The organism is Streptococcus oralis (assembly GCF_026782235.1).
In the GTDB taxonomy this organism is placed as follows: Bacteria; Bacillota; Bacilli; order Lactobacillales; family Streptococcaceae; genus Streptococcus; species Streptococcus oralis_CC.
In genome coordinates, this window is the sequence record NZ_JAKUWE010000004.1 from 288127 (window position 1) to 313140 (window position 25014).

The window sequence follows — 25014 nt, forward strand, 5'->3', positions numbered from 1 at the left end:
ATAAGAAATTAAAAGTGATAAGCCATAATTTTGAATTCTTTAGACGGGTAAAATTATGGTTTAAGCTTTTCATTTGAAAGGATTTAATATGTCAAAATCAAAGAAAATATTGTTACTTATTTTCTGTATCTTAATCTTGACTATTTTCCTTCCTATTCTCATAGATTATCATCAGGTCAGTGATTTAGGAATCCACTTATTCAGTTGGAGAGAACTCTACGCTGAATTCCTGATTGCTAGATATGTCTTTTGGGGGACACTTGTCCTATCTGTTTTAGTGTTAATTTCAATCTTAGTGATACTCTTTTATCCTAAACAATATCTAGAGATCCAATTAGAAACTCAAGAAGATACATTAAAACTAAAAAATTCAGCTATCGAAGGCTTTGTTCGATGTTTGGTCATTGATCATCAGTTGATCAAAGAACCAACAGTCCATGTAAATAGCCGCAAAAATAAATGTTTCGTTTATGTTGAGGGCAAAATTCTTCCTTCGGACAACATCTCAAAACGATGTCTTGTCATTCAGAATGAAATAACTCATGGATTAAAGCAGTTCTTTGGTATTGAACGTGAGGTAAAACTTGAAGTTAAAGTGAAAGAATTTGAACCTCCAAAAACGACCAAAAAGACTGTTAGTCGTGTAAAGTAAGGAAGTAAAAAATGGAATGGTTTAAAAAATATCAGTATCCAATTATTGCAGGTCTAGTAGGTGTCATTCTCGCTTGCTTTATCTTATCCTTTGGCTTTTTCAAAACACTATTTGTACTAATTTGTGGAGCCCTAGGAGCATTTGCAGGATACTATGTTAAGGAAAAATATTTAAATAAATAAAGGAGTCTCGTATGTCAAACGTAGAAAAAAATGTAGAAAAAAAAGATATTGCTGTTGTTTCTCAAAATGTTAAAGGGGAACTCACTTATGAAGATAAAGTAATCCAAAAAATCATTGGTCTTTCACTTGAAAAAGTACCTGGACTTTTGGATGTGGATGGAGGATTCTTCTCTAATCTAACAGAAAAAATTATCAATACAGATAATGTCACTCATGGTGTCAATGTTGAAGTTGGGAAAGAACAAGTTGCAGTTGACTTGAACATTGTTGTTGAGTACCAAAAGAATGTCCCTGCTTTGTACAAAGAAATCAAAGATGTTGTTGTATCACAAGTTACAAAAATGACTGATTTAGAAGTAGTTGAAGTCAATGTGAATGTTGTTGATATCAAAACGAAGGAACAGCATGAAGCAGATTCAGTTAGCCTCCAAGACCGAGTAACTGACGTGGCTTCTTCAACAGGAGAATTTGCTTCAGAACAATTTGAAAAAGTGAAATCTGGTATCGGTTCAGGTGTAGCTGCTGTTCAAGAAAAAGTAGGCGAAGGTGTTGAAGCCGTTAAAGGCGAAACAAAGGAAAATGCTCGCGTACACTAATTAATCTTGTCAAAATCAATCAATTTAAAGGAGGCAGAATCATGTCAACAGAAGAAAAATTAAACCAAGCAAAAGGTTCCATTAAAGAAGGTGTCGGCAAAATGATCGGCGATGAAAAAATGGAAAAAGAAGGAACAGCTGAAAAAGTTGTTTCTAAAGTAAAAGAAGTTGCTGAAGATGCTAAAGACGCTGTCGAAGGGGCTATTGAAGGTGTTAAAAACATGCTTCACAAAGACGAAAAATAAGACTAAACGTTAATTGACCTTTTTATCTATAGTAGTCAAAAAGAGGACCGCAAATGTCCTCTTTTTTTGTAGATCGGATTCTAAACACGCTTCCCAATTTTCGCTAAAAGGTAGTGTCAACAGGAAAAGCCTTGGTTTCAGGGCTTTTTTGCTTACTTAAAATAGTATGTTTTTATTGAATTGAAACAAATTTTAAAAGCTTGCACACTACTAGACTGGCTTATTTATCCACCACCTGAGCCTCAAATTGGGCTAGTTGGTTGTCTACATTGGTAATGGTTATCGTGTAGGGCTTGTTATTGGTGGCATCAAACACTTTTTCACCTTGGTAACTCACAACAACTCCATCTTTTTCTAAATAAATATCTGCTTGATTGTTTGGAAGTTCTTCATCCTCCTCATCGAAACCATGGCTTTTTGTAATTTTTTGTCCCTCTACTTCATAGTAAACATCACCATTACTCTCACTCCAAACACTTGAGCCAGTTAATTTAATTTTACTTGAATCGTTTTTCTTCAAGATGAAGATTGAATAGTATTCCAAATCTTGTGTTCTGGGATTTACTCTTAAGTTGACGGATTGACCTGGTTGAAGAGTGTATTTGCCATAGTTCAAAACGGAAATGACAAACCAGACTAGCAGCAAACTATACAAGACTCCTATAATCATTCGTGAGCGCCTACTCTTAAACAAACGTAAAAGTAACACAAAAGAGACAATAAAGAGCAATTCTGTAAACATTCTTGTCCCTCCTTTCTTATCATCGTTGACATTCTAAACAAGATCTCGTGTTAGTTTCTCAATAGTGCCATCAACCATATAAAGTCTGATACATCTTATCTAGAAAAGCTTTCAACTCTTTTTGAACAATCTTTAACAAGCGTTCTTCTTCGGCTTGAGATATCGTCACACTTTCTTTATTTTGATTACTAATATAAGAATAGTAACTACGTTTTAGAGTAAATTGATGATCTAAAATATAGTAGGCATCTATTTTTTCCTCATTTACCATTGTTTCAAATAAAACCGAGACTTCATCCCTTCTAGGATTCGACATTTTCAAATCGATGTCTCCTTTTATCCCTATGGAGTCAATTCCTCCATCCAAGCGAATGGCACCGTCGGGAGGAACAATATAGCCAGCTTTTCGCATGTCAGACGCATATTTTCCTGACGCCGTTAAATGTTTTAAGACGGCTATAGTGTCCTTTTCTTCAAAGGAGGTCTTTAATTGGAACCGTTCTTGGTGGCTTTGATACTGAGAATAAAGAGTGATACCAACAACTAAGGCAAGTACAGAAGCGAGCAAGATTCGTATTTTTCTAGGTCTCGACATTTTTATCTCCTCTATCTAAGAAATCATAGAAGTCTTGTTTCTAACTTTGAAAGAGAACTTCCTTTTCCTTAAAAATCCTTGGGACTCTAGCCCCACCTGACTGTTATCTGCCCTTTTTCATGATGTATTTTCGTATAGGTACTTCAACCATTTGAACGGTTTCAAATCCTTCTTTTTGGTAAAGCTTGTAAGCTGTTTGATTTGCCTCGTAGACATTTAGAGAAATAGTGTCTATGTCTTCATTTTCAAAGGCCAAACTAACAAATTTCCTTAAAGCCTGGCTACCTAAGCCCTGCCCCTGTTTCTGGGGATTGATAAAAAATCTCCCGATATGAAGATTCCTGTCTTCTAGCCTGATTTTCTGGATAAGCCCCACAAACTCTTGTCCATCAAAGATTGAAAAGATTCCTTTCAAATCTTGCAAGATTTGAATTGTTAAGGGAAAAGGAATCATTGTTCCCATCCATTGTTCTTGAAAGGATTTGCCAAGGGAGTTGGACCATTGGCATACGAGCTGAGCGTTTTCCATGCTCACATTTTCTTCAAAACGAATCATCATCTTGACCTCACCATCTTATCAATGTTTCTTTATTATACTACTTCTCTTATTTTTTACGAATAGATAAGTATGATTGATCTTTATTTTTTTCTTGTCGGGAGCATTCTCGCTTCTTTTTTGGGTTTGGTCATTGACCGTTTTCCTGAGCAATCCATTATTCGACCAGCTAGCCACTGCAATTCCTGTCAGACTCGCTTGCGTCCGCTAGATTTGATTCCTATCCTTTCTCAGCTCTTCAATCGCTTTCGCTGTCGCTACTGCAAGATTCGCTATCCATTCTGGTATGCCCTCTTTGAACTAGGCTTAGGAATCCTCTTTCTAGCTTGGTCTTGGGGATGGCTTTCCTTGGGGCAAGTCATCCTCATCACTGCTGGCTTGACCTTGGGCATTTACGACCTTCTCCATCAGGAGTATCCCTTACTGGTCTGGCTGACGTTCCACCTAATCCTCATGGTTTTATCTGGCTGGAGTCTGGTCATGCTCTTCTTCCTTGTTCTCGGAATCATGGCTCATTTTATCGACATCCGTATGGGAGCAGGGGATTTCCTCTTTCTGGCTTCTTGCGCTCTCGTCTTTAGTGCGACTGAACTACTGATCTTGATTCAGTTCGCTTCTGCGACGGGCATTCTAGCCTTTCTCCTGCAAAAGAAAAAGGAAAGACTTCCTTTCGTGCCTTTCCTCTTACTTGCTACTTGTGTGATTATTTTTGGTAAGCTACTGCTTGCTTGATAAAGTCCTCAATCGGCTCTCCTTGGTGGAGAGCTTTTACAATTTTCGAACCGACGATAACGCCATCTGATACCGCATTGAAGCGTTCTACATCTTCTTGACTAGATACGCCAAAACCTGTCAAGACTGGGATGTCAGCTACTCGATGCAATTGCGCCAAGTGCTTGTCCAAGTCTGCACGGTAATTGCCTGATTTCCCTGTTACCCCATTGATGGCAACAGCATAGACGAAGCCTTCAGCTCCCTTGATCAACTCTTTTTGACGGTCGAGTCCTGTCGTCAAACTAACTAGGGGAATCAAGGCGATGTCCGTGTCTGCCAAAAAGGGCTCCACAAAGTTGGCATGCTCATGAGGCAGATCTGGAATGATCAAGCCCTTAACTGCTGTATCTGCCAGGTCTTTGACAAATTTCTCCACACCGTACTGAAAGAGGGGGTTGAAGTAGGTCATGATGACAAGTGGGATTTCTGTCTGAATGGTTTTCAAAGTTTCAACCAAAGCCTGGGTAGAAGTCCCGTGGGCTATACTGCGCAATCCTGCTTCTTCAATCACAGGTCCATCTGCAACTGGGTCTGAAAAGGGAATACCCACTTCAATGGCTGAAACACCCAAATCTTCTAAAAAGTGGATTGTTTCACCGAGACCCTCCAAGCCTTTCTCGTGGTCCCCAGCCATGATATAGGGAACGAAAATTCCTTTTCCTGCTGCTTTGGTAGCATTCAATTTTTCTGTTAGTGTCTTAGGCATGAGCTTCTCCCTTCTCTGCTGCATCTGCTTCCAAGCGGTCTTTGACTTGAACTACATCCTTGTCCCCACGACCGGATAGGCAGACAATCATAGACTTGTCTGGTCCAAGTTCTTTGGCCAATTTCACCGCGAAGGCAATGGCATGGCTAGATTCCAAGGCTGGGATAATTCCTTCCACGCGAGACAAGAGCTGGAATCCTTCCAAGGCTTCCTCGTCTGTCACAGGAACATAGCTGGCGCGTTTGATATCGTGGTAATGAGAATGTTCTGGACCGATACCAGGATAGTCCAAACCTGCTGAGATAGAGAAGGCTTCAAGAATTTGGCCATGAGCATCTTGGAGCACATCCATAAGAGAACCGTGGAGAACACCCGGACGTCCCTTGGTCAAGGTCGCTGCGTGATGCTCTGTATCCACACCAAGTCCTGCTGCCTCAGCCCCATACATAGCTACAGACTCATCTTCTACAAATGGATGGAAGAGACCAATCGCATTAGAACCACCACCAACACAGGCTACTAGGGCATCTGGCAAATCTTGACCTGTCAAGTCACGGTACTGTTGTTTGGCTTCTCTACCGATGACACTTTGGAAGTCACGAACGATTTCTGGGAATGGATGAGGTCCCAAGGCAGAACCAAGGATATAGTGGGTATCATCGATATTTGCCACCCATGAACGAAGGGCTGCATTAACCGCATCCTTGAGCACGCGCGAACCATCAGTCACAGCCTCGACCTTGGCTCCCAAAAGCTCCATACGGAAGACATTAAGGGCTTGGCGTTTGACATCTTCCTCACCCATATAGATGGTACATTCCATGTTAAAGAGGGCCGCAGCTGTTGCAGTTGCCACACCGTGCTGACCAGCACCTGTTTCAGCGATAATTTTCTTTTTGCCCATGCGTTTAGCAAGTAAGACTTGTCCCAAGGCATTGTTAATCTTGTGGGCCCCTGTATGGTTGAGGTCTTCCCGTTTGAGATAGATCTTGGCGCCACCGATATGCTGGGTCAAGTTTTTTGCGTAGTAAAGAGGAGTTTCACGTCCTACGTACTGGCGCAAAAGTTGATTTAATTCCTCTTGGAAACTTGGGTCTGCCTGACTTTCACGGTAGGCTTTTTCCAACTCCAAAGCTGCTGTCATCAATGTTTCTGGGACGAAACGTCCGCCGAATTTTCCGTAAAATCCATCTTTATTTGGTTCTTGATATGCCATGCTTTACCCTCTCTATAAATCTTCTAATCTTTTCCTGATCTTTTTGTCCATCTGTCTCCACTCCGCTTGATACATCGACTGCATAGGGAGTGAAGTGTTGAATTGCTTTTGCTACATTTTCTTCCTTAAGCCCACCTGCGATGAAAAATGGCTGGGCTAGTCCAGACGTATCCAGTTGACCCCAGTCAAAGGTCTGACCACTCCCAGCCACAGGGGCATCAAAGAGGAGATAATCCGCCTGAGAATTGGGGACATGACCATCTCCATCCACCTGCACAGCCTGAATGCTGGCACAAGGCAGATCCTCAAATAAATCATCCGCTACCTGACCATGAACTTGAATCAAGTCCAAGCTAACTTTGTCAATTGCTTCTAGCAGTTGAGCTCGACTTGGTGAAACAAATACGCCAACCTTTTTAACGTTAACAGGAATAAACTTTGCCAGCTCAGTAGCCTCTTCCAAGGTCACCTGTCTCTTACTGGGTGCAAAGACAAAACCGATGTAGTCTGCCCCTGCTGAAACGGCTGTCTCTACCGCTTCTTTGGTCGATAATCCACAAATTTTAACCTTTGTCAATCTGCAACTCCTTGATTCTCTGGGCCACATCCTCTGCCTGCATGAGAGCTGTCCCAACCAAAATTCCGTTAAAGGATGCTGCTACTCGTTCTGCATCCTGCCCTGTGAAAATGGCAGATTCAGAAATGTAATAGCTACCTTCCTTAAAGTGCTGGGCCAAGTCTACACTGGTCTGCAAATCGACCTCAAAGGTGGTCAAGTTGCGATTATTAACCCCAATAATCTCAGCACCAAGCCTGTGTGCCACTTCTAGTTCAGCTAGATTGTGGGTCTCCACCAAGACTTCCAGACCAAGCTCTGTCGCGTAGTCATAGAGTTCCTTGAGGCGTTCTTCTGACAAGACCGCGACGATGAGCAAGATAACTGTCGCGCCGGCATTGCGAGCACGGATGATTTGTTTTTCATCGATGATAAAGTCCTTGTTGAGCGTTGGAATGTTTACCTGACTGGAAATCTCCCGTAGATAATCCAAATGCCCTTTAAAGAAAACCTCATCTGTCAAAACCGAAATCATTACTGCGCCGTTTGCTTCATAAGTCTGGGCCTGTTGAACAATATCCACATCGAGATTGATATCTCCCAGACTAGGGCTAGCTTTCTTGACCTCAGCGATTAACTGCAAACGGTCCCGGTGATTCTTCAAAAATTCTGCCAAGCGATAGGTCTGGCGCAAGGGCTGGATTTCCTCCAGCTCCATCTGCTCAACCTCACGCGCCTTCTGCTCTAAAATTCGTGCTAAAAATTCCTGACTCATTTTTGGTACTCCTGTAACAGTCTGAGTTTTTCAAGGGCCTTGCCACTAGCAATCACTTGACGAGCCAAGGCAACTCCTTCCTTGATACTAGCTACCTTACCATTGGCATAGAAACCAAGGCCAGCATTCAAGACTGTCGTTTCCAAGAATGGACTTGGTTCGTTTTGAAGAACGCTAAGCAAAATCTCTGCATTTTCCTGAGCATTTCCTCCTCGAATGTCTTCGATAGCGTAGCGTTCCATCCCCAAATCCTCTGGAGTGAAGCTTGACAAGGTGATTTCGCCATTTTCAAGAAGAGCAATATTGGTTGTTCCGTTCAAGCCAGCTTCATCCAGCCCTTCTGGTCCAGCAACCACGATGGCACGTTTGCGACCCATATTTTTCAAAACCTGAGCTGTACTTTCTAGCAGTTCTGGACGACTAATACCAAGAAGCTGTGTTTCCAAGGCCATTGGGTGAATCAGTGGACCAGTCAAGTTCATGATCGTTGGAATTCCTAGTTCCAAACGAGCGGGCATGATGTACTTCATAGCTGGGTGCATATTTTTAGCAAAGAGAAAGACGATGCCAGTTTTATCAAAAACCTTACCTAGTTCAGCGGGTTTGAGGTCAAGATTGATGCCTAATGCTTGAAGGACATCTGCCGAACCTGATTTAGAAGAAATCGAGCGGTTACCATGTTTGGCCATATGAATGCCGCCGCCAGCTAATACAAAGGCTGCAGTTGTGGAGATGTTAAAGCTGAAGGACTTGTCTCCACCAGTACCACAGTTGTCCATGGCGTCGTGGATTTCAGTTGGAATGTGTTGGGCATGGCCTCTCATGACTTGTGCAATGGCTGTGCGTTCTTCCGGTGTTTCCCCCTTCATCTTAAGGGCCAAGAGAAGAGAAGCAATCTGAGCTTCGGTTACACGCCCAGTTACGATACGCTCAATGACGTCCGTCATTTCCACACCTGATAAATGTTCAAATTTTGCTAGTTTTTCAATAATCTCTTTCATCCTAGTTTCCTCACTTTACAACCTTCTCGATAAAATTCCGAATAGAAGACAAGCCATCTGGCGTTCCGATACTTTCTGGATGGTACTGGAAGCCATAAATCGGCAGGCTTTTGTGTTGAATTCCCATAATAGCCTGGTCATCAGTCGAACGAGCTGTCACTTCAAAGCCTTCTGGCATTTCTTCAATCAAAATGCTGTGATAGCGCATGACTGGACGACCATCCTCAATGCCTTGATAGAGAACAGATGGCGCTTCAAAGCTAATATGGCTCTGTTTCCCATGCATGACTTTTGGAGCCAAACCTAGCTTCCCACCAAAGACTTCTGCGATAGCTTGGTGACCCAAACAGATCCCTAGAATTGGCTTCTTACCTGCAAAGTCACGAATCATATCTTCCATCTTTCCAGCATCAACTGGCCAACCAGGACCAGGAGAAAAGACCAGACCATCTGCTTTTTCAGCTTCTTCATACAGCTTGGGATCATCATTTCTCAAGACCTGCACTTCTGCAAAATTCCCAATGTATTGCGCCAAATTATAGGTAAAAGAATCATAGTTGTCAATCAATAAAATCATGGTCTTAGTTCTCCAATTCTAGTCATAGATTTAGCCTTGTTAATGGTTTCTTGGTATTCGTTTTGAGCGATAGAGTCATAGACAATCCCTGCCCCAGCCTGCACATAGGCTGTTTGATTTTTGAGAATCATAGTTCGGATGGCAATGGCGAAATCCATATCTCCCGTCGCAGACAAGTAGCCGATTGCTCCTGCGTATACACCACGTTTTTCTGTTTCCAGTTCATAGATCCGTCTCATGGCCCGAATCTTTGGAGCTCCTGAAACTGTTCCAGCTGGAAGTGTAGCTTTCAAGGCATCCATGGCAGTGAGTTCTGGAAGCAAACGCCCTTTCACAACACTGGTCAAATGCATGACATAGCGGAAAAGCTCCACTTCCATATACTTGGTGACTTGGACACTGGCTGTTTCAGAGATGCGGCCGATATCATTGCGCCCCAAGTCTACCAACATCCGATGTTCTGCTGTTTCCTTCTCATCAGAAAGTAAATCTGTCGCCAAAGCCTTATCCTCTTCTTCCGTTGCTCCTCTTGGTCGCGTTCCCGCAATCGGATTGGTTGTCACGATGCCATTTTTGACAGAAACCAAACTTTCTGGACTAGCACCGATGATTTGATAATCCCCAAAATCATAGAAATAGAGATAATTAGATGGATTGGTCACGCGAAGATTTCTGTAGAAGTCAAATGGATTTCCAGTAACTTCTGCTGAGAAACGCTGGCTGAGCACGCATTGGAACATATCACCATTACGAATCAAGTCACGAGCGGTTTCGACCATTTGCTCAAACTTCTGAGGAGCAATGTGCGGTTTGAAGTTCAGTGGAGATAAATCCAAATCTTCAAATTCATTTGGAGTAGGAATGCGTAATTCCTCAAGCACTTGGTTCAAGGCTTTTTCCAAATCTTCTTGACTGCGATCGCTGTAAAGAGCATCTTCGATGACATGGATTTTTTCTTTCTTGTGGTCAAAAACCATGTAGCTCTCATAGACAAAGAAATGCATGTCTGGCGTCCCAATGGTATCCTCAGGGATTTGACCAATTTCTTCATAGAGCGAAATCATATCGTAACCGACAAAGCCAATAGCTCCCCCACCAAAAGGTAGGTCTGAATGATGCTGGCTCTTATGAGTTACTTCATAAAGGTAATCCAAGGGATCCCGATCAATCACTTGCCCATTTTGATAAAGGACTCCATTTTCAAACTTAATCTCAAAAACTGGATTATAGGCTAGGATAGAAAAACGAGCGGTTTCCTTGTCTCTCGGAATACTCTCTAAGATCACCTTGTGTTGCCCCTTTAGGCGCATATAAGCCAAGATTGGTGATAAGACATCTCCATGAATGATTCGTTCCATTGTAATTTCCCTTTCAGTTCTACTTCTAGTCCGTGGCGATTGTATGAAAAATCCCCACGCAAAATAACTTGCGTGAGGACGAAATTCGCGGTGCCACCTCAATTATAGGATTTCTCCTATCTCTCATTCCTGTCTCAGAACTTTCCTGTAACAGGCTGTGCGATAAAGGGCACTCCCTTGAGAATTATGTTTTCTTCTCTCGTTTCAGATGGACCCAACCTTACAGCTTTCTCTGCTTGTTTCCAGCAACCACAAGCTCTCTGGGAAAGAAAGTACTGTAATTTTTCCATCTCTTATTTCTTAGCTTCTAGGTAGTCTGCAATCGCAGCTACGTCCTTGTCTCCACGACCAGAGACATTGATGATGATAATGTCATCTTTACTTAGTTTCGGTGCACGTTTAACCGCTTCTGCGATGGCGTGCGAACTTTCAATCGCTGGGATAATCCCTTCTGTCTTACTAAGAAGGAGCAAGGCTTGAACAGCTTCTTCGTCTGTCGCTGCCACGTATTCTACGCGGCCAGAATCTTTAAAGTAGGCGTGTTCTGGACCAACCCCTGGATAGTCCAAACCAGCTGAGATAGAGTAAACTGGAGCCAGCTCTCCATCTTCCTTAAAGACTGCATAAGTCTTCATACCATCGACAATTCCGACACTACCTTTTGTCATAGTGGCTGCATGCTTGTCTGTGTCAAGTCCGTGACCGGCAGCTTCGACCCCAACCAATTTGACTTCTTCATCAGCCACATACTGTGAAAAAGCACCGATGGCATTAGAACCACCACCTACACAGGCAATAACGTAGTCTGGTAAACGGTCTTCTTTTTCCAAGATTTGACGACGAGATTCCTCACTGATGACCTTTTGGAATTCATGAACAATGGTAGGATAAGGGTGAGGACCCACAGCAGATCCCAAAACGTAGAAGGCTTCAAGATCATTCATCCATGCTCCAAAGGCTGCATCAACCGCATCCTTGAGAGTTCGTGTCCCCGTTTCAACCGCGTGAACAGTTGCTCCCATCATCTCCATGCGGAAAACATTGAGACGTTGACGCTCCACATCTTCTGCCCCCATGTAGACATCACAAGACATACCAAACTTAGCTGCAGCTGCTGCTGTCGCAACACCGTGCTGACCAGCTCCTGTTTCCGCAATCACTCGTTTTTTGCCCATACGTTTGGCAAGAAGAATTTGTCCTAAAACGTTGTTAAGTTTGTGAGAACCAAGGTGGTTAAGATCTTCGCGCTTGAGATAAATCTTAGCGCCACCTAAGTGATCTGTCAAACTTTCCGCAAAATAAAGCGGTGTTTCACGACCAGAATAATCCTTCAAGTAATGACGAAATTCTGCCAAAAATTCTGGATCATCCTTGTATTTGTCAAATGTCACTTCCAACTCATCCAACAGAGTCTGAATCGGCTCCGGTACAAAACTACCACCAAATTGTCCAAAATAACCTTTAGTTGTCATAAATTTTTCCTCTTTCCATATTAATCCGGCCGTTTTGTTTGCTTTTAGTAGTAGGCAAGGAGCTGCAGATAGAACTCAATACTCTTCGAAAATCCAATTCAAACCACGTCAACGTCGCCTTGCCGTACTCAAGTACAGCCTGCGGCTAGTTTCCTAGTTTGCTCTTTGATTTTCATTGAGTATAAGTTCATCAAAGCGACTTAACGTCCTAATAAAAAAACAAAATGACCGAAAGAAAAAAGCCCACACACGGAATCTATTTCCGTGTGAGGGCGTTGGTAACGCGGTGCCACCTCAATTATAAAGGGACTATTCCCCTTTACATCTCTGCCTTGTCTAACAACAAGTTGCACTGTAAGGTGTGCGCACCGAATTTTCATTGTTTCAAATTCATTTTTTAAATCAGCCCACTTTCACTACTTCCAACCACCTGTTCACAATCACCACAGGCTCCCTGAAGATCAAAAATAGTTACTTTTCTGATTTGTTGAGAATATTATATGCTATTGTCCGCTTTTTGTCAAGATTTTTTATTATTTTTTCCAGAACCGAGGATTTCTTCAGAAATTCTCACCAAAGTCTGAACGATGTAATCAACTTCTTCATCGCTTAATTTTGTATGAAGAGGAAGCGTAATTTCATTTTCAAAGAAGGCATAGGCTCTTGGATAATCTGCCATATCGAAACCAAGATTCTCATAGGCTGTCAGGAGAGGAAGCGGTTTATAGTGTACATTACTTGCAATTCCTGCTTTGGCCAATTCTTGGATGATGTGGTTGCGTTCTTCTAAACTTGCTCCTTCTACATGGGTGATGTAGAGGTGGCGTGAAGATTCGACACTATCAGTCTTGTGTGCCAATGGACGGATGCTAGAACCTGCAAAACCACGATCATAGCGGTCCACGATGTCCTTACGACGTTCTAGCAAAGCTGGGTAACGGTCCAATTGTACCAAACCAATCGAAGCCATGATATCGGTCATATTGCACTTGTAGGCTGGTGTGACGATATCGTACTCCCATGAACCCAATTGCATCTTGGCAAGAGCATCCTTTGTTTGACCGTGAAGGGAAAGGATTTGGAACTCCTTGTACATCTCTTCGTCATCAATCGCTGGATTGGCTTTCCAAGTCGCACTTCCTCCCTCAGCCGTTGTAAAGTTCTTAACGGCGTGGAATGAGAAGGAAGTAAAGTCAGCGATAGATCCAGCTGGTTGTCCTTTATAAGTAGATCCCAAAGCATGGGCACTATCTGAGACAATTACGATACGGTTAAAGGCTTTTTGCCACTTGCTAGCAGCTGTAAAGAGGTCCCGTTTCTTCTCCACCACTTGGAGCAAACGATCATAGTCGCAAACGATCCCTGCAAGCTCAACCGGAATAATCACCTTAGTTTTCTCAGTAATAGCTTGCTCAAGCAAGTCATAGTCCATCTCAAACGTATCTGCTTGAATATCCACCATGACAGGTGTCGCTCCTACGTGTGTGATAACACTACATGAAGCTGTATAAGTCATAGCTGGAACGATGACTTCATCCCCAGGTCCCACTTCCAAAACACGCAAAATCAACTCAAGAGCGGCTGTCGCAGAGTTGAGGCAGACAGTCTTAGGTGTCTGTGTGTATTGAGACAAGAGGCGCTCCAGTTCTTTTGTCTTCGGACCTGTTGTGATCCAACCAGAACGAAGGGTATCCGCTACTTCAGCAATTTCAGCTTCGGTAATATCGGGAGGTGAAAATGGAATATTGTAATTTGGCATTGATTTGCTCCTTTTATCTGTACTCATTTTCTCATGACTACTTTATTTTAGTACTTCAAACACGGTTTGAAACATGATTTTGATGTCTCCAAGGAAACTAAACTCTCGGAGATAGGCGAGATTATAGCGCATCTTTTCAGGAAGGACATGTTCGACATAGGCCTGGTCAACCGACAGACCTTTCTCTGTCATCTGACTGATGATGGTGTCCTCATCCTTGTAGTTGATACTGGCTGGAGAGGTGATTCCTGCTGGCAAGAGCAAGGTCGCCATCATTTCAGGACTATACTGCTCGGTGTAACGTGGCACCTCAGGTCTTGTTCCAACAAAGGACATCTCACCTTTAAGGACATTGACCAACTGAGGCAGTTCGTCCAAGCGCACACGACGAATGAAATTTCCCACTTTGGTAATGCGGCTGTCGTTAGCTGAAGTCACCAGACTTCCTTTTTTATCCGCATCCGTCACCATAGTACGGAACTTCCAAATCTTGAACGGCCGGTTGTACTGGGTCACGCGCTCTTGCTTGTAAATGACTGGTCCCTTGCTATCCAACTTGATCCAAATGCTCAAGATAAGAAAGACGGGAGAAGTCAAAACTAGCAAAAACAGGGCCAGAACCCAATCCAGGCAACGCTTGAAAATCAGCGAACCCTTCCTTTTAAAGACAAGCTGGTAGTAAGACTCAACCTCGCTTGATTGCATTTCCACGGGCAAGTCTTCCCATTTCAGCATGCTGTTTCTCCTTTGTTTTTATTATACTATTTGTCAACATTTTTCATTATACCACAAAATGGAAAAGGCGGTGCAAGAAATCTGTAATTTAGAGTAATTCTTCTTTAGGTAAGAGCCCCTGCCTGCAAACTATACATCTTGTGATAGGTTCCTCCCAAGGCCAAGAGTTCCTCATGGGTTCCACTCTCAATGATTCGTCCCTTGTCCAAGACATAAATGCAGTTGGCGTCCTGGATGGTCGAAAGGCGGTGGGCGATAGCAATGGTCGTCCGCCCCTGTCTCATCTTGGCTAGGGAATCTTGAACCAAACTTTCTGTTTCAGAGTCGATATTGGCAGTCGCTTCATCCAAAATCAGGATTTTAGGCTGACTGGCGACTGTTCTAGCAAAGGCAAGAAGCTGGCGCTGACCAGTAGAAAAGCTCGAACCACGCTCAGACACAGGTGCATCATAACCCTGCGGAAGCTCCTGAATAAAGGAATCTGCATCCACAAAGGCAGCCGCAGCCTGTACCTCTTCATCACTAAGATCTTGGTACATGGCGATATTGGACTTGATAGTCCCGTGATAGAGGAAGGGATCCTGCAAGACCAGACCGATGTTCTTTCTCAGCTCTTCCTGACTGTAGTCCCTAATATCCACTCCATCCAAGAGAACTCGGCCTGACTGAAATTCATAAAAACGCATGAGGACATTGATAATGGAAGATTTCCCCGAACCTGTATGACCTACAAAGGCAATGGTTTCGCCCTTGTTAACTGAAAAGGAAATATCATCCAGAATCTTGTGTTTACCATCATATGAGAAACACACATGTTCAAAACGGATATTGCCTTCTTTGACTTTAGCTTGCCCATTCTCTTGAAGAGGCTCATAGGTCGTCTCGTCAATCAAGGCAAAGACACGGCCTGCAGATACCATAGACGTTTGCAGGGTTGAAAAGTTTTGCGTTACCTCAATAAGGGGATCAAAGAGACGGTTGATGTACTGGATAAAGGCATACATAGTTCCGGCCGTTATCCCGATAGAAAGACCACGGTAACCAAAGTAAGCCATCAAAACGGCGTAGCCTAGGAGTTTCAGCAAACTCATAGCAGGTCTCAAAAAGAGGGCATCCAAGGCTACAGATCGGTTGGCATAGACCAAGTGTTCTTGGTTGATTTCATCAAATTCTGCCTGCAGGCGCTTCTCTTGATTAAAGGCCTGGATAATCCTGATCCCCTCGATATTCTCTGCCAGCTTACTATTGATATCTGACAAGAGACTTCTGGTTTTCTCGATGATTTTCACTGACTTTTTCCGGTAGAGATTGACCAACAGAAAAATCAAGGGTAGAAAGAGCAAGACTAAAGCTGTCAAACGAAAATCCAGCACCAACATGGTATAGAGAGTTGTCAGAAAGATGAAAACTGCTGAAATAAAGCTGGATAAAATCCCTGAAAACATATCACTGATGGTCTCGGTATCATTGGTCAAACGAGAAACGATGGAGCCTGCTGGCGTCTTGTCAAAATAAGACATGCCGAGTTTCTCCATATTGGCAAAGGCATCGCGACGAATATCCCTAACAATACTGTAGGACACCCGCGCAAAGAGAAGATTGCCGACATACTGAACTAGAGTTTGTAGGAGATAAAGACCATAGTAGGCCAGCAAAACGGTAACGGCCAGTTGATTAAGATTGCTGAGGTACTGGTCGATAAAGTGGGAAGCCACAAGGGGAATGACACTTTTAATGACCGTCGTCGCGAGGAGAAAACTGAGTGCCAAAAAGGTCAGGAGGCCATAGGGCTTGAGATAGGACATCAAGCGCTTCAATACAGCCCATTGTTCTTTCTTATTCTGCATCTTCTTCTCCTTTCATTTCCAACTGCTGAGACTGGTAGGTTTGGGCATACCAGCCATCCAGGGCTAGCAGTTCTTCGTGCGTTCCCTGTTCGATAATCTGCCCATTTTGCAGAACCAGAATCAAATCTGCATGGACAACTGCACTGAGACGATGGGCAGTGATAATGGTTGTCTTATCCTTCCGCGTTTCCTTGAGGTTGTCGATAATCGCATACTCTGTCTTGGCATCCACGGCGGACAAGGAATCATCTAAAATTAAGATATCAGGGTCTAAAATCATAGCCCGACTCATGGCTAGACGCTGCTTTTGACCACCAGAAAGACTGACTCCCTTTTCACCAATAACTGTATCAAATCCCTGAGGCATGTCTACAATATCTTGGTAAACTTGAGCTAGCTTAGTCGCTTCCTCGACCGTTGAAAAGGGCAAATTAGGATTGCCAAAGCGGATATTGTCTAAGATAGAGGTCGCAAAGAGAAACTGGTCCTGCGGGACATATCCCATGAGACCACGAAGGTCTGTCAGACGATAGTCCCGAATATCGTGACCGTTTAGGTAAATAGCTCCCTTATCCACATCGTACTCACGCAAGAGGAGCTTAATCAAGGACGTTTTCCCAGAGCCTGTCTGCCCGACCAAACCAAGAGTTTTCCCTTTTTCCAGACTAAAGTGAATATCCGTCAGTGTCTCCTCATTTTCAAAGGCAAAACTATCAATATCGTACTCCAAGCGTCCATTTTCAATACCGTCCAGAGGACATTCAGGATCTTTTACAGGTGATTCCTGAGATAAAAGATCCTCAATCCGTTGGTAAGAAACCTTGCCTCGCTGAGTGATATTAAAGAGGAAACCGATAGCCATAAGAGGCCAAACCAGCATATCCAAGTAGCTGATAAAGGTAACCAGATTTCCAACTGTAATCTGCCCCTTCTGAACCATCAAAGAGCCGTCCAAAAGGGTTAGGACATAGGACGAACCAACAAACAAGAGAACCATGGGGTCAAAGAGACTATCGTATTTCATGGTTTGGAGGTTCTTTTGGAAGGTCAATTCATTGACAGTTTGAAAGGACTTTAACTCGTCCGCCTGATACCCGAAAGACTTGGTCACTTTGATACCTGATACAGACTCCTGTACCTTGTTATTGAGTTCGGAAAAGACAGCTTGAGATTCGCCAAAGGCCTTGTGGGTCTTTCTCCCTAGACGACTGGTCGCATAAGCCATAAAAGGCAAGGGAAGAATGGCAACCAAGGTCATCTGCCATGAGATGCTAAAGAGCATGGTCAGCAAAGTCACCAGTGCCGTGATAGAAGCATCCACCGCAGACATAACACCTCCACCTGCGAGACGAGTTAGGGCATTGATATCATTGGTGGCGTGTGCCATCAGGTCCCCTGTCCGATAGGTCTGATAAAAGGCTGGCGACATCTTAGTAAAATGCTCAAACAAGCGAGACCGCATAATCTGCCCCAAACGATAGGAAGTTCCAAGGATATACATGCGCCAAACATAGCGCAGATAGTACATCCCAAAGGCTGCCAGCAGTAGATAAAATAGGTTAAGAAGGAGGTCCTGCTGAGTTAATTGTCCTCCAGTTATGGCATCAATCACCCGTCCCATGACCATGGGGGGAATGAGATTGAGGACGGAAACCAAGACCAAGGCCACAATCCCGACTAGATAACGGCGCTTTTCTAACTTGAAAAACCACCAGAGTTTTTGAATAATGGACATAAAATCCCTTTCTGATTGCAAATGGAAACCTGAGGCCAATACTCAACGAAAATCAAAGAACAAACTAGGAAACTAGCCGCAGGCTGCTCAAAACACTGTTTTGAGGTTGTAGATAGGACTGACGAAGTCAGTCACATATCTACGGCAAGGCGACGTTGACGCGGTTTGAAGAGATTTTCTAAGAGTACAAGACCCCAGGTTTTTCTTATTCATAGGTTACGACTGAGACGACACCCTTGTCATACTCAGCAATAAAGATATTGGCTACATTGTCATGCCCTTGTTTGCTGAGGTTATCAAGCAGCCATTCTTCGCTCCGACCAATGGTCTCCAAAATTTCCACTTGGATAACACCATCTGTGACAACAGGATACTTGGGATTCTCATCTCCCATTTGGACTACGATGAGTTGACCGTTTTGCTCCTGCATAGCGCGTTTGACTTGTTTCATTTGGAAAATTCCCTGGCTACGGAGCTTAAGTGCTACGTCCGCTGCAGATAATCCAACCGAACGACAGGCTTCTGGATCAATCTTCCCATTTTTGATGAGCAGGGTTGGTTTCCCATCAATCAAACGTTTCACAAAGTGAACATTATTGTTAAGCCATTTAAGAGTCAAGACCAGAATGGTCCACATAATCAGGATAACTGCATACTGAAGGATACTGATAGCGCTATTGTAAATCACCCCACCGATGATACCCCCGAGTACATAATTCTGAATTTGGTCTATTGCTGAGTTAGGTGCTAGGTTGCCCTTTCCTGTCACATTAATTACAAAAACCAGAGAAAAGAGACCCAAGGCTAGTTTGATTAAAATTTCGATATAATTGAGTGTCATTTGCTCACCTCCACCAGCTCAATTGCATCTGTTTTATACAATTCCACTTTCTCTAACAGGTACTTATCTGGCTCACTTCCGTTCAAGGCACGGTAATAGCGATCTCCTACCTTGATAAGCGCGCCATCCGTGTCCGCAGAGGTATTGACATAGACCTCTGACTTGTCTACTCCCAATTCTTTGGAAACAAGCTCGATGAAATGAAGTGAAGCTTGAAATTTATTATTAGATACTTGATTGTTTTGATAAGTCGTGATGCTGACCAAAAGGAGAGCTAATAAGGTCAAAGCTGAAATCATGACCAACTCACGAAATTTGGTCCCCTTTTTATCATGGTATGCCTTAAAAGCAAAAAAACCTGTCACAGCTAATAGAACAATTCCAAAGCCAACCATGATACCATTTTGCTGACCGATTTGGCTGAGGACATAGTCATAAGAATAGAATTTCATGTATTTTCACTCCCTTTCATAAAATCATTCTTAATTATAAACGAAAGAGGATGATTTTTCAAACCATACGTTGGGGAAATGCGCCTTTTTTTGGTATAATATAGTCTGTAATCTGAATGAAAAAGGTAACTTTATGAAACTCATCTCATGGAATATTGATTCCCTCAACGCAGCCCTAACAAGCGACTCAGCTCGTGCAAAATTGTCCCAAGAAGTCCTACAAACCTTGGTAGCCGAAAATGCTGATATTATCGCTATCCAGGAAACCAAGCTTTCTGCAAAAGGGCCTACAAAAAAACACTTGGAAATTTTAGAAGAACTCTTCCCAGGTTATGAAAACACTTGGCGTTCCTCTCAAGAACCTGCTCGCAAAGGCTACGCTGGAACCATGTTCCTTTATAAGAAAGAACTCACACCAACGATTAGCTTCCCAGAAATCGGTGCTCCTTCTACCATGGACTTGGAAGGCCGCATCATCACCTTGGAATTTGATACATTTTTCGTAACCCAAGTATACACACCAAACGCTGGTGATGGGCTCAAACGCTTGGAAGAACGCCAAGTCTGGGACGTCAAATACGCTGAGTATTTGGCTCAACTAGACAAAGAAAAACCAGTCCTTGCAACCGGTGACTACAACGTAGCCCACAAGGAAATCGACCTTGCAAATCCTGCCAGCAACCGCCGCTCACCAGGCTTTACCGACGAAGAACGTGCTGGCTTCACCAACCTACTGGCTAAAGGCTTCACCGATACCTTCCGCTACTTGCACGGTGATGTCCCAGAGCGTTACACTTGGTGGGCACAACGCAGCAAGACTTCTAAAATCAACAATACAGGCTGGAGAATCGACTACTGGCTCACCAGCAATCGCGTGGCTGACAAGGTGACTAAGTCTGACATGATTGACTCAGGTGCGCGTCAAGACCATACGCCGATTGTATTGGAAATTGAACTCTAAGGAGAAAGCTAATGGACTATCAAGCTGTCATTCCTGAATTTGTAGTATCTGACCTCGAAAAGTCACGCCACTTCTACTGCGACTTGCTGGGATTTTCTGTCGAATACGAGCGTCCAGAGGAGAAATTTCTCTTCCTCTCGCTTGAAGACTGCCAACTTATGCTAGAAGAAGGCAGCACAGAAGAATTAGCCCAACTAACCTATCCTTTCGGGCGCGGTGTCAATATTTCCTTTGGCATTGAAGATGTCCCTCAGCTCCACCAAAAACTGCTGGAAGCTGACTACCCTATCCATCGTCCGCTGACCAAACGAACATTTCGTGTTGGGGATTACTACATCTATCCTCACGAATTTGCCGTTTTGGATCCAGATGGTTATTTTTTAAGATTCAGCGAGTAGAAAAATAGAGACTGGAAAAATCTTTCAAATCAGAAAAAGGCATATTGTCAGGTCTCGAAAAATCCTGATAATATGCCTTTTATGATGGAATAATCTTCTAAATGTTAGCCTACAATTGAGCTTTTGCTCTTTTTTCTTCAATTTGTTCGTTTTTTATATCTAAACATTAACAAAATATTTGATTTATAAAGTTAATTAGTGTAAAATAAAAACATTGGCGTCAGCCTATTTAAAATTGAATATCATTTTACTTGTTTATGTCGTGAATTGGCACGACGTTTCTACAAGGTGCCGGAACACCTAACAATGAGTAAGTCTGCTGAAGGTATGGGTTGGGCCATACCTGTTTGGAGGGCTTGCTTATCTGTTAAGTAGGCCCTTTTTCTATTTCCTGCCAGAATCTCTAAACAAGCAAATGAAGCATCTTTTAGACTTTAGGAGGTCTTATGAAATTATTAGAAGAGCGCATCCTTGAGGATGGGCATATCTTGGGTGAAAACATCCTCAAGGTAGATTCCTTTTTAACCCACCAAGTTGACTTTAGCTTGATGCGGGAAATTGGTAAGGTATTTGCGGACAAATTTGCTTCTGCTGGTATTACCAAGGTCGTGACCATTGAAGCGTCAGGCATTGCCCCAGCCGTTTTTACTGCCGAAGCCTTGAATGTTCCCATGATTTTCGCCAAGAAAGCTAAAAACATCACCATGAACGAAGGCATCTTAACTGCCCAAGTCTACTCCTTTACCAAGCAGGTGACAAGCACCGTTTCCATCGCTGGAAAATTCCTCTCACCAGAGGACAAGGTCTTGATTATTGACGATTTCCTTGCTAATGGCCAAGCTGCCAAAGGCTTGATCCAAATCATCGAACAAGCTGGAGCAAAAGTTGAAGCGATTGGTATCGTGATTGAAAAATCTTTCCAAGATGGTCGTGATTTGCTTGAAAAAGCAGGATATCCCGTCCTATCACTGGCTCGCTTGGATCGTTTTGAAAATGGTCAGGTCGTATTTAAGGAGGCAGATCTCTAATGCAAAAACAAGAAAAACACTCGCAAGCAGCCGTTCTTGGCTTACAGCACTTACTAGCTATGTACTCCGGTTCTATTCTGGTTCCTATCATGATTGCGACAGCTCTTGGCTATTCAGCTGAGCAGTTAACCTACCTAATCTCCACAGATATCTTCATGTGTGGGGTGGCCACCTTCCTTCAACTCCAACTCAACAAATACTTTGGGATTGGACTACCAGTCGTTCTCGGAGTCGCCTTCCAATCCGTCGCTCCTTTGATTATGATTGGGCAGAGTCACGGTAGCGGTGCTATGTTTGGTGCCCTTATCGTTTCAGGGATTTATGTGGTTCTGATTTCAGGCATCTTCTCAAAAGTGGCCAATCTTTTCCCATCTATCGTAACAGGCTCTGTCATCACTACGATTGGATTGACCTTGATTCCTGTCGCTATTGGAAATATGGGAAATAATGTCCCAGAGCCAACTGGTCAAAGTCTCTTGCTTGCAGCTATCACTGTTCTGATTATCCTCTTGATTAACATCTTTACCAAAGGATTTATCAAGTCCATTTCTATTTTGATTGGATTGGTTGTCGGAACTGCCATCGCTGCTACCATGGGATTGGTGGACTTCTCTCCTGTTGCGGCAGCACCACTTGTCCATGTCCCAACCCCCCTCTACTTTGGTGCTCCAACTTTTGAAATCTCCTCTATCGTCATGATGTGTATCATTGCAACGGTGTCTATGGTTGAATCCACTGGTGTTTACCTAGCCTTGTCAGATATTACCAATGACCCAATCGACAGCACGCGCCTTCGCAACGGTTACCGCGCAGAAGGTTTGGCCGTACTTCTCGGAGGAATCTTTAACACCTTCCCTTATACAGGATTTTCACAAAACGTTGGCTTGGTCAAATTGTCTGGTATCAAGACCCGTCTGCCAATCTATTATGCAGCTGGTTTCCTAGTCCTCCTCGGACTCCTACCTAAGTTTGGTGCCCTCGCCCAAATCATTCCGAGTCCTGTCCTTGGTGGTGCCATGCTGGTGATGTTTGGCTTTGTTTCCCTTCAAGGGATGCAAATCCTCGCCCGCGTTGACTTTGCTAACAATGAACACAACTTCCTTATCGCAGCTGTATCAATCGCTGCTGGTGTAGGTCTAAATAACAGTAATCTCTTTGTCAGCATGCCGACAGCCTTCCAAATGTTCTTCTCAAATGGAATCGTCGTAGCAAGCCTACTGGCCATTGTCCTCAATGCCGTGTTAAATCATAAAAAGAAATAAGAAAAAGAGGTACGAACCTCTTTTTTCTATATCCTTACCTGTCTTTCTTCTGACCTTTGTCCTGTGACAAACATGGTAAAGGTGGCTTTGCAGACATTTCTGCCTTCTTGATTGGTGATATCGACATCCACGACACAGGTTGTGCATCCATGATGGACACATTCTCCTTTAATGGTCAGCACATCGTCGCGTTTTCCTGCCTTGAGGTAGTTGATAGAGGACTGAAGCGTCACTCCATCAAGCCCTAGTGAAATGACCACCAAACCACTAATCTGGTCACAAAGGGTAAAGAGATAGCCACCATGGGCATTGCCATAGTAGTTGAGCGACGAGTTCACTACTTTCGTCGTCACCACAACATGACCATCTCTCATTTTTTCTATTTCGTAATTTTCAAAAGCAGATATAGCGTCAAAATGCAAATCTTTCATCGTTTCCTCCTGATAGTTCAAACGACACTATGATACTACTTTTTATAGGACTGTGCAAGGAGAAAGCTCCTAGTCTGGCAAAATTCCAACCTGCTCTACAAAGCGCATAAAGGCTGCCTGTCCTTGTTCCGTCTGCTTGTAAACCCCTGCGTCCTCCAAAACACGCGCAAAGATAGCACCCACAGAGTCCTTGACGATTTCAAGGGCTTTTTCTTTATCCGCTAGGTCTGGATGTTGGGCTTTGAGCTGGTCTGCCCATTCCTGATGATAGTCTGCAACTGCTTCATCATCTCCTACAAGATAGCTGGCGACTTGCTCCACTTCTGCTTTCAGGCGTGGTGGCAAGATAGCCAAGCCCATGACCTCAATCAAGCCGATATTTTCCTTCTTGATATGTTGGACATCCTTGTGGGGATGATAGATGCCATCAGGATGCTCTGGCGATGTCTGATTGTCTCGCAAGACCAAGTCCAACTCAAACTGTCCATCGCGTTTACGGGCAATGGGTGTGATGGTGTGATGTGGTGTCCCGTCTGTCTCTGCCAAAATCTGTACTTTAGCGTCTGAATATTGCCGCCATTCCTGCAAAATTTTGTCAGCCAAGTTAATCAATTCCTCTTTGAAATCCGAAGTCAAACGTAGCACTGACATAGGCCACTTGACAATCCCAGCCTTGACCTGCTCAAATCCAGCAAATCGAAAAGTCTTTTGCAAGGGAGCCAATTCCATAGGAAATACGTGACGGCCTCCTTGATAGTGATCATGAGTGAGAATAGAGCCTCCCACAATCGGCAGGTCGGCATTCGAACCCGCAAAATATCCCGGAAATTGCTCTACGATCGCCAGCAGACGCTCAAAGCTGAGACGGCTGATAGCCATGGGACGATGCTTCCCATCTAAGAAAATACAGTGCTCATTAAAATAAGCATAGGGCGAATACTGGAAGCCCCACTCCTGACCCGCCATTTCAAAACGAATAATGCGGTGATTGCTGCGAGCTGGATGGTTAACCCGACCATGGTAGCCTTCGTTCTCTAGACAAAGCTGACACTGGGGATAATTGCTAGCTTGCACCAACTTGGCCGCCGCAATCTCCTTTGGATCCTTTTCAGGCTTAGAGAGGTTGATGGTAATCTCAAGTTCTCCGTAGTCAGATGGTACACGATAAGCAATATTTTTAGCAATGGCCTTGAGCTTGATGTAGTCGTTTTTCTGGCTGAGCTGGTAAAAATCCCCTATCGCCTGCTCAGGAGAGTGAGCATAGGTTGTCCAAAAGTCACGATTAACCTGACTTGGACAAGGGGTTACCAAGTCCATCAGTTCAGCACCAAGGATTTCACGCGCAGTCTGACTATCCTCAATCGTCTCTAATCGAACCGCTTCCTCAACCAACTGGTCCTTGAGGTCAATCAATTTATCCAGATTCGTCTCAACTTCCAAAACACCATCTCCCACTCGTGCCAAGACACGATTGGTCAGGTAGATTCGATCCATTTCCTCAAATGAACTTTCAGTAATAACATGTGTTACAAATTTATCTACTAAGGTCACGATAGAGCCTC

The 25014-nt window shown here is 43.6% G+C and carries 28 protein-coding genes and 1 riboswitch; of the genes, 9 read left to right on the plus strand and 19 right to left on the minus strand.

Annotation, left to right across the window (positions count from 1 at the left end; all coding sequences use genetic code 11):
* Positions 1-88: 88 nt before the first annotated feature.
* The 4 genes from amaP to MK396_RS07735 are packed head-to-tail and all read left to right on the plus strand — an operon-like array spanning position 89 to position 1675.
* A complete protein-coding gene (gene amaP, locus MK396_RS07720) occupies positions 89-652 on the plus strand; it encodes an alkaline shock response membrane anchor protein AmaP (protein WP_268724198.1) in 564 nt (187 codons plus the stop codon).
* 11 nt (positions 653-663) lie between these two features.
* Positions 664-834: a DUF2273 domain-containing protein gene (locus MK396_RS07725; protein ID WP_000454669.1), complete on the plus strand. Its 171-nt coding sequence runs from the start codon at positions 664-666 to the stop codon at positions 832-834.
* An 11-nt stretch (positions 835-845) separates the two neighbouring features.
* Positions 846-1430: an Asp23/Gls24 family envelope stress response protein gene (locus MK396_RS07730; protein ID WP_268724199.1), complete on the plus strand. Its 585-nt coding sequence runs from the start codon at positions 846-848 to the stop codon at positions 1428-1430.
* 41 nt (positions 1431-1471) lie between these two features.
* Positions 1472-1675 (plus strand): CsbD family protein, encoded by a 204-nt coding sequence (locus MK396_RS07735; protein WP_000102421.1) that lies wholly within the window; start codon positions 1472-1474, stop codon positions 1673-1675.
* Between the two features lie 220 nt (positions 1676-1895).
* Here MK396_RS07735 and MK396_RS07740 read toward each other — a convergent pair whose 3' ends face one another.
* The 3 genes from MK396_RS07740 to MK396_RS07750 all read right to left on the minus strand — a co-directional run bounded on the left by MK396_RS07740 (position 1896) and on the right by MK396_RS07750 (position 3571).
* Positions 1896-2417: a hypothetical protein gene (locus MK396_RS07740; protein ID WP_254725928.1), complete on the minus strand. Its 522-nt coding sequence runs from the start codon at positions 2415-2417 to the stop codon at positions 1896-1898.
* Positions 2418-2487: 70 nt separating this feature from the next.
* The gene (locus MK396_RS07745) at positions 2488-3012 is read right to left on the minus strand and encodes a hypothetical protein (protein WP_049519702.1); all 525 of its coding nucleotides are present in this window, start codon (positions 3010-3012) and stop codon (positions 2488-2490) included.
* Between the two features lie 103 nt (positions 3013-3115).
* Entirely contained in the window at positions 3116-3571 is a 456-nt protein-coding gene (locus MK396_RS07750; protein WP_268724200.1) for a GNAT family N-acetyltransferase, read from the minus strand.
* 69 nt (positions 3572-3640) lie between these two features.
* Between MK396_RS07750 and MK396_RS07755 the strand changes: the two genes are divergently transcribed.
* Entirely contained in the window at positions 3641-4300 is a 660-nt protein-coding gene (locus tag MK396_RS07755) for a prepilin peptidase (RefSeq protein ID WP_268724201.1), read from the plus strand.
* Here MK396_RS07755 and trpA read toward each other — a convergent pair.
* From trpA to MK396_RS07825, 14 genes are all read right to left on the minus strand, one after another.
* Positions 4272-5048, minus strand: coding sequence for a tryptophan synthase subunit alpha (trpA, locus tag MK396_RS07760; protein ID WP_268724202.1), 777 nt, complete (start codon positions 5046-5048; stop codon positions 4272-4274). The genes MK396_RS07755 and trpA overlap by 29 nt on opposite strands.
* Positions 5041-6264: a tryptophan synthase subunit beta gene (gene trpB / locus MK396_RS07765; protein WP_268724203.1), complete on the minus strand. Its 1224-nt coding sequence runs from the start codon at positions 6262-6264 to the stop codon at positions 5041-5043. The genes trpA and trpB (MK396_RS07765) overlap by 8 nt, the downstream gene beginning before the upstream one ends.
* Entirely contained in the window at positions 6242-6841 is a 600-nt protein-coding gene (locus MK396_RS07770) for a phosphoribosylanthranilate isomerase (RefSeq protein WP_268724204.1), read from the minus strand. The genes trpB (MK396_RS07765) and MK396_RS07770 overlap by 23 nt, the downstream gene beginning before the upstream one ends.
* Complete coding sequence (trpC, locus tag MK396_RS07775) at positions 6828-7595, minus strand: indole-3-glycerol phosphate synthase TrpC (protein ID WP_268724205.1); 768 nt, start codon at positions 7593-7595, stop codon at positions 6828-6830. Before trpC ends, MK396_RS07770 begins: the two co-directional genes overlap by 14 nt.
* The gene (gene trpD, locus MK396_RS07780; RefSeq protein ID WP_268724206.1) at positions 7592-8596 is read right to left on the minus strand and encodes an anthranilate phosphoribosyltransferase; all 1005 of its coding nucleotides are present in this window, start codon (positions 8594-8596) and stop codon (positions 7592-7594) included. The genes trpC and trpD overlap by 4 nt, the downstream gene beginning before the upstream one ends.
* Before the next feature lie 10 nt (positions 8597-8606).
* Positions 8607-9173 carry an aminodeoxychorismate/anthranilate synthase component II gene (locus MK396_RS07785; protein ID WP_000601900.1) on the minus strand — a complete coding sequence of 189 codons (567 nt, stop codon included), beginning with the start codon at positions 9171-9173 and terminating at the stop codon, positions 8607-8609.
* A complete protein-coding gene (gene trpE, locus MK396_RS07790) occupies positions 9170-10531 on the minus strand; it encodes an anthranilate synthase component I (RefSeq protein ID WP_000439655.1) in 1362 nt (453 codons plus the stop codon). The genes MK396_RS07785 and trpE overlap by 4 nt, the downstream gene beginning before the upstream one ends.
* A gap of 293 nt (positions 10532-10824) precedes the next feature.
* Positions 10825-12003 carry a tryptophan synthase subunit beta gene (trpB, locus tag MK396_RS07795; RefSeq protein WP_268724207.1) on the minus strand — a complete coding sequence of 393 codons (1179 nt, stop codon included), beginning with the start codon at positions 12001-12003 and terminating at the stop codon, positions 10825-10827.
* Positions 12004-12523: 520 nt separating this feature from the next.
* Positions 12524-13762 carry a DegT/DnrJ/EryC1/StrS family aminotransferase gene (locus tag MK396_RS07800; protein WP_001134475.1) on the minus strand — a complete coding sequence of 413 codons (1239 nt, stop codon included), beginning with the start codon at positions 13760-13762 and terminating at the stop codon, positions 12524-12526.
* Between the two features lie 42 nt (positions 13763-13804).
* The gene (locus MK396_RS07805) at positions 13805-14497 is read right to left on the minus strand and encodes a sugar transferase (protein WP_268724208.1); all 693 of its coding nucleotides are present in this window, start codon (positions 14495-14497) and stop codon (positions 13805-13807) included.
* A 104-nt stretch (positions 14498-14601) separates the two neighbouring features.
* Positions 14602-16344: an ABC transporter ATP-binding protein gene (locus tag MK396_RS07810; protein ID WP_268724209.1), complete on the minus strand. Its 1743-nt coding sequence runs from the start codon at positions 16342-16344 to the stop codon at positions 14602-14604.
* Positions 16334-18079 (minus strand): ABC transporter ATP-binding protein, encoded by a 1746-nt coding sequence (locus MK396_RS07815; protein WP_268724210.1) that lies wholly within the window; start codon positions 18077-18079, stop codon positions 16334-16336. The genes MK396_RS07810 and MK396_RS07815 overlap by 11 nt, the downstream gene beginning before the upstream one ends.
* Positions 18080-18284: 205 nt before the next feature.
* On the minus strand, positions 18285-18920 hold the full coding sequence (locus MK396_RS07820) for a DUF421 domain-containing protein (RefSeq protein ID WP_061406490.1): 636 nt from the start codon (positions 18918-18920) through the stop codon (positions 18285-18287).
* The gene (locus MK396_RS07825) at positions 18917-19372 is read right to left on the minus strand and encodes a DUF3290 family protein (RefSeq protein WP_268724211.1); all 456 of its coding nucleotides are present in this window, start codon (positions 19370-19372) and stop codon (positions 18917-18919) included. The genes MK396_RS07820 and MK396_RS07825 overlap by 4 nt, the downstream gene beginning before the upstream one ends.
* 133 nt (positions 19373-19505) lie before the next feature.
* Between MK396_RS07825 and MK396_RS07830 the strand changes: the two genes are divergently transcribed.
* From MK396_RS07830 to MK396_RS07845, 4 genes are all read left to right on the plus strand, one after another.
* Complete coding sequence (locus tag MK396_RS07830; RefSeq protein WP_268724212.1) at positions 19506-20333, plus strand: exodeoxyribonuclease III; 828 nt, start codon at positions 19506-19508, stop codon at positions 20331-20333.
* A gap of 11 nt (positions 20334-20344) precedes the next feature.
* The gene (locus MK396_RS07835; protein WP_198459286.1) at positions 20345-20731 is read left to right on the plus strand and encodes a bleomycin resistance protein; all 387 of its coding nucleotides are present in this window, start codon (positions 20345-20347) and stop codon (positions 20729-20731) included.
* 231 nt (positions 20732-20962) lie between these two features.
* Positions 20963-21058, plus strand: a riboswitch (purine riboswitch).
* A gap of 119 nt (positions 21059-21177) precedes the next feature.
* The gene (locus MK396_RS07840) at positions 21178-21759 is read left to right on the plus strand and encodes a xanthine phosphoribosyltransferase (protein ID WP_268724213.1); all 582 of its coding nucleotides are present in this window, start codon (positions 21178-21180) and stop codon (positions 21757-21759) included.
* A complete protein-coding gene (locus MK396_RS07845; protein WP_268724214.1) occupies positions 21759-23021 on the plus strand; it encodes a nucleobase:cation symporter-2 family protein in 1263 nt (420 codons plus the stop codon). Before MK396_RS07840 ends, MK396_RS07845 begins: the two co-directional genes overlap by 1 nt.
* A 26-nt stretch (positions 23022-23047) precedes the next feature.
* On the opposite strand, the gene MK396_RS07850 is transcribed toward MK396_RS07845, so the two are convergent.
* Both MK396_RS07850 and MK396_RS07855 read right to left on the minus strand, forming a co-directional pair.
* Positions 23048-23452, minus strand: a complete 405-nt coding sequence (locus MK396_RS07850; protein WP_268724215.1) for a PaaI family thioesterase — start codon at positions 23450-23452, stop codon at positions 23048-23050.
* Between the two features lie 69 nt (positions 23453-23521).
* Positions 23522-25003, minus strand: a complete 1482-nt coding sequence (locus MK396_RS07855) for a UDP-glucose--hexose-1-phosphate uridylyltransferase (protein WP_268724216.1) — start codon at positions 25001-25003, stop codon at positions 23522-23524.
* Positions 25004-25014 lie beyond the last annotated feature (11 nt).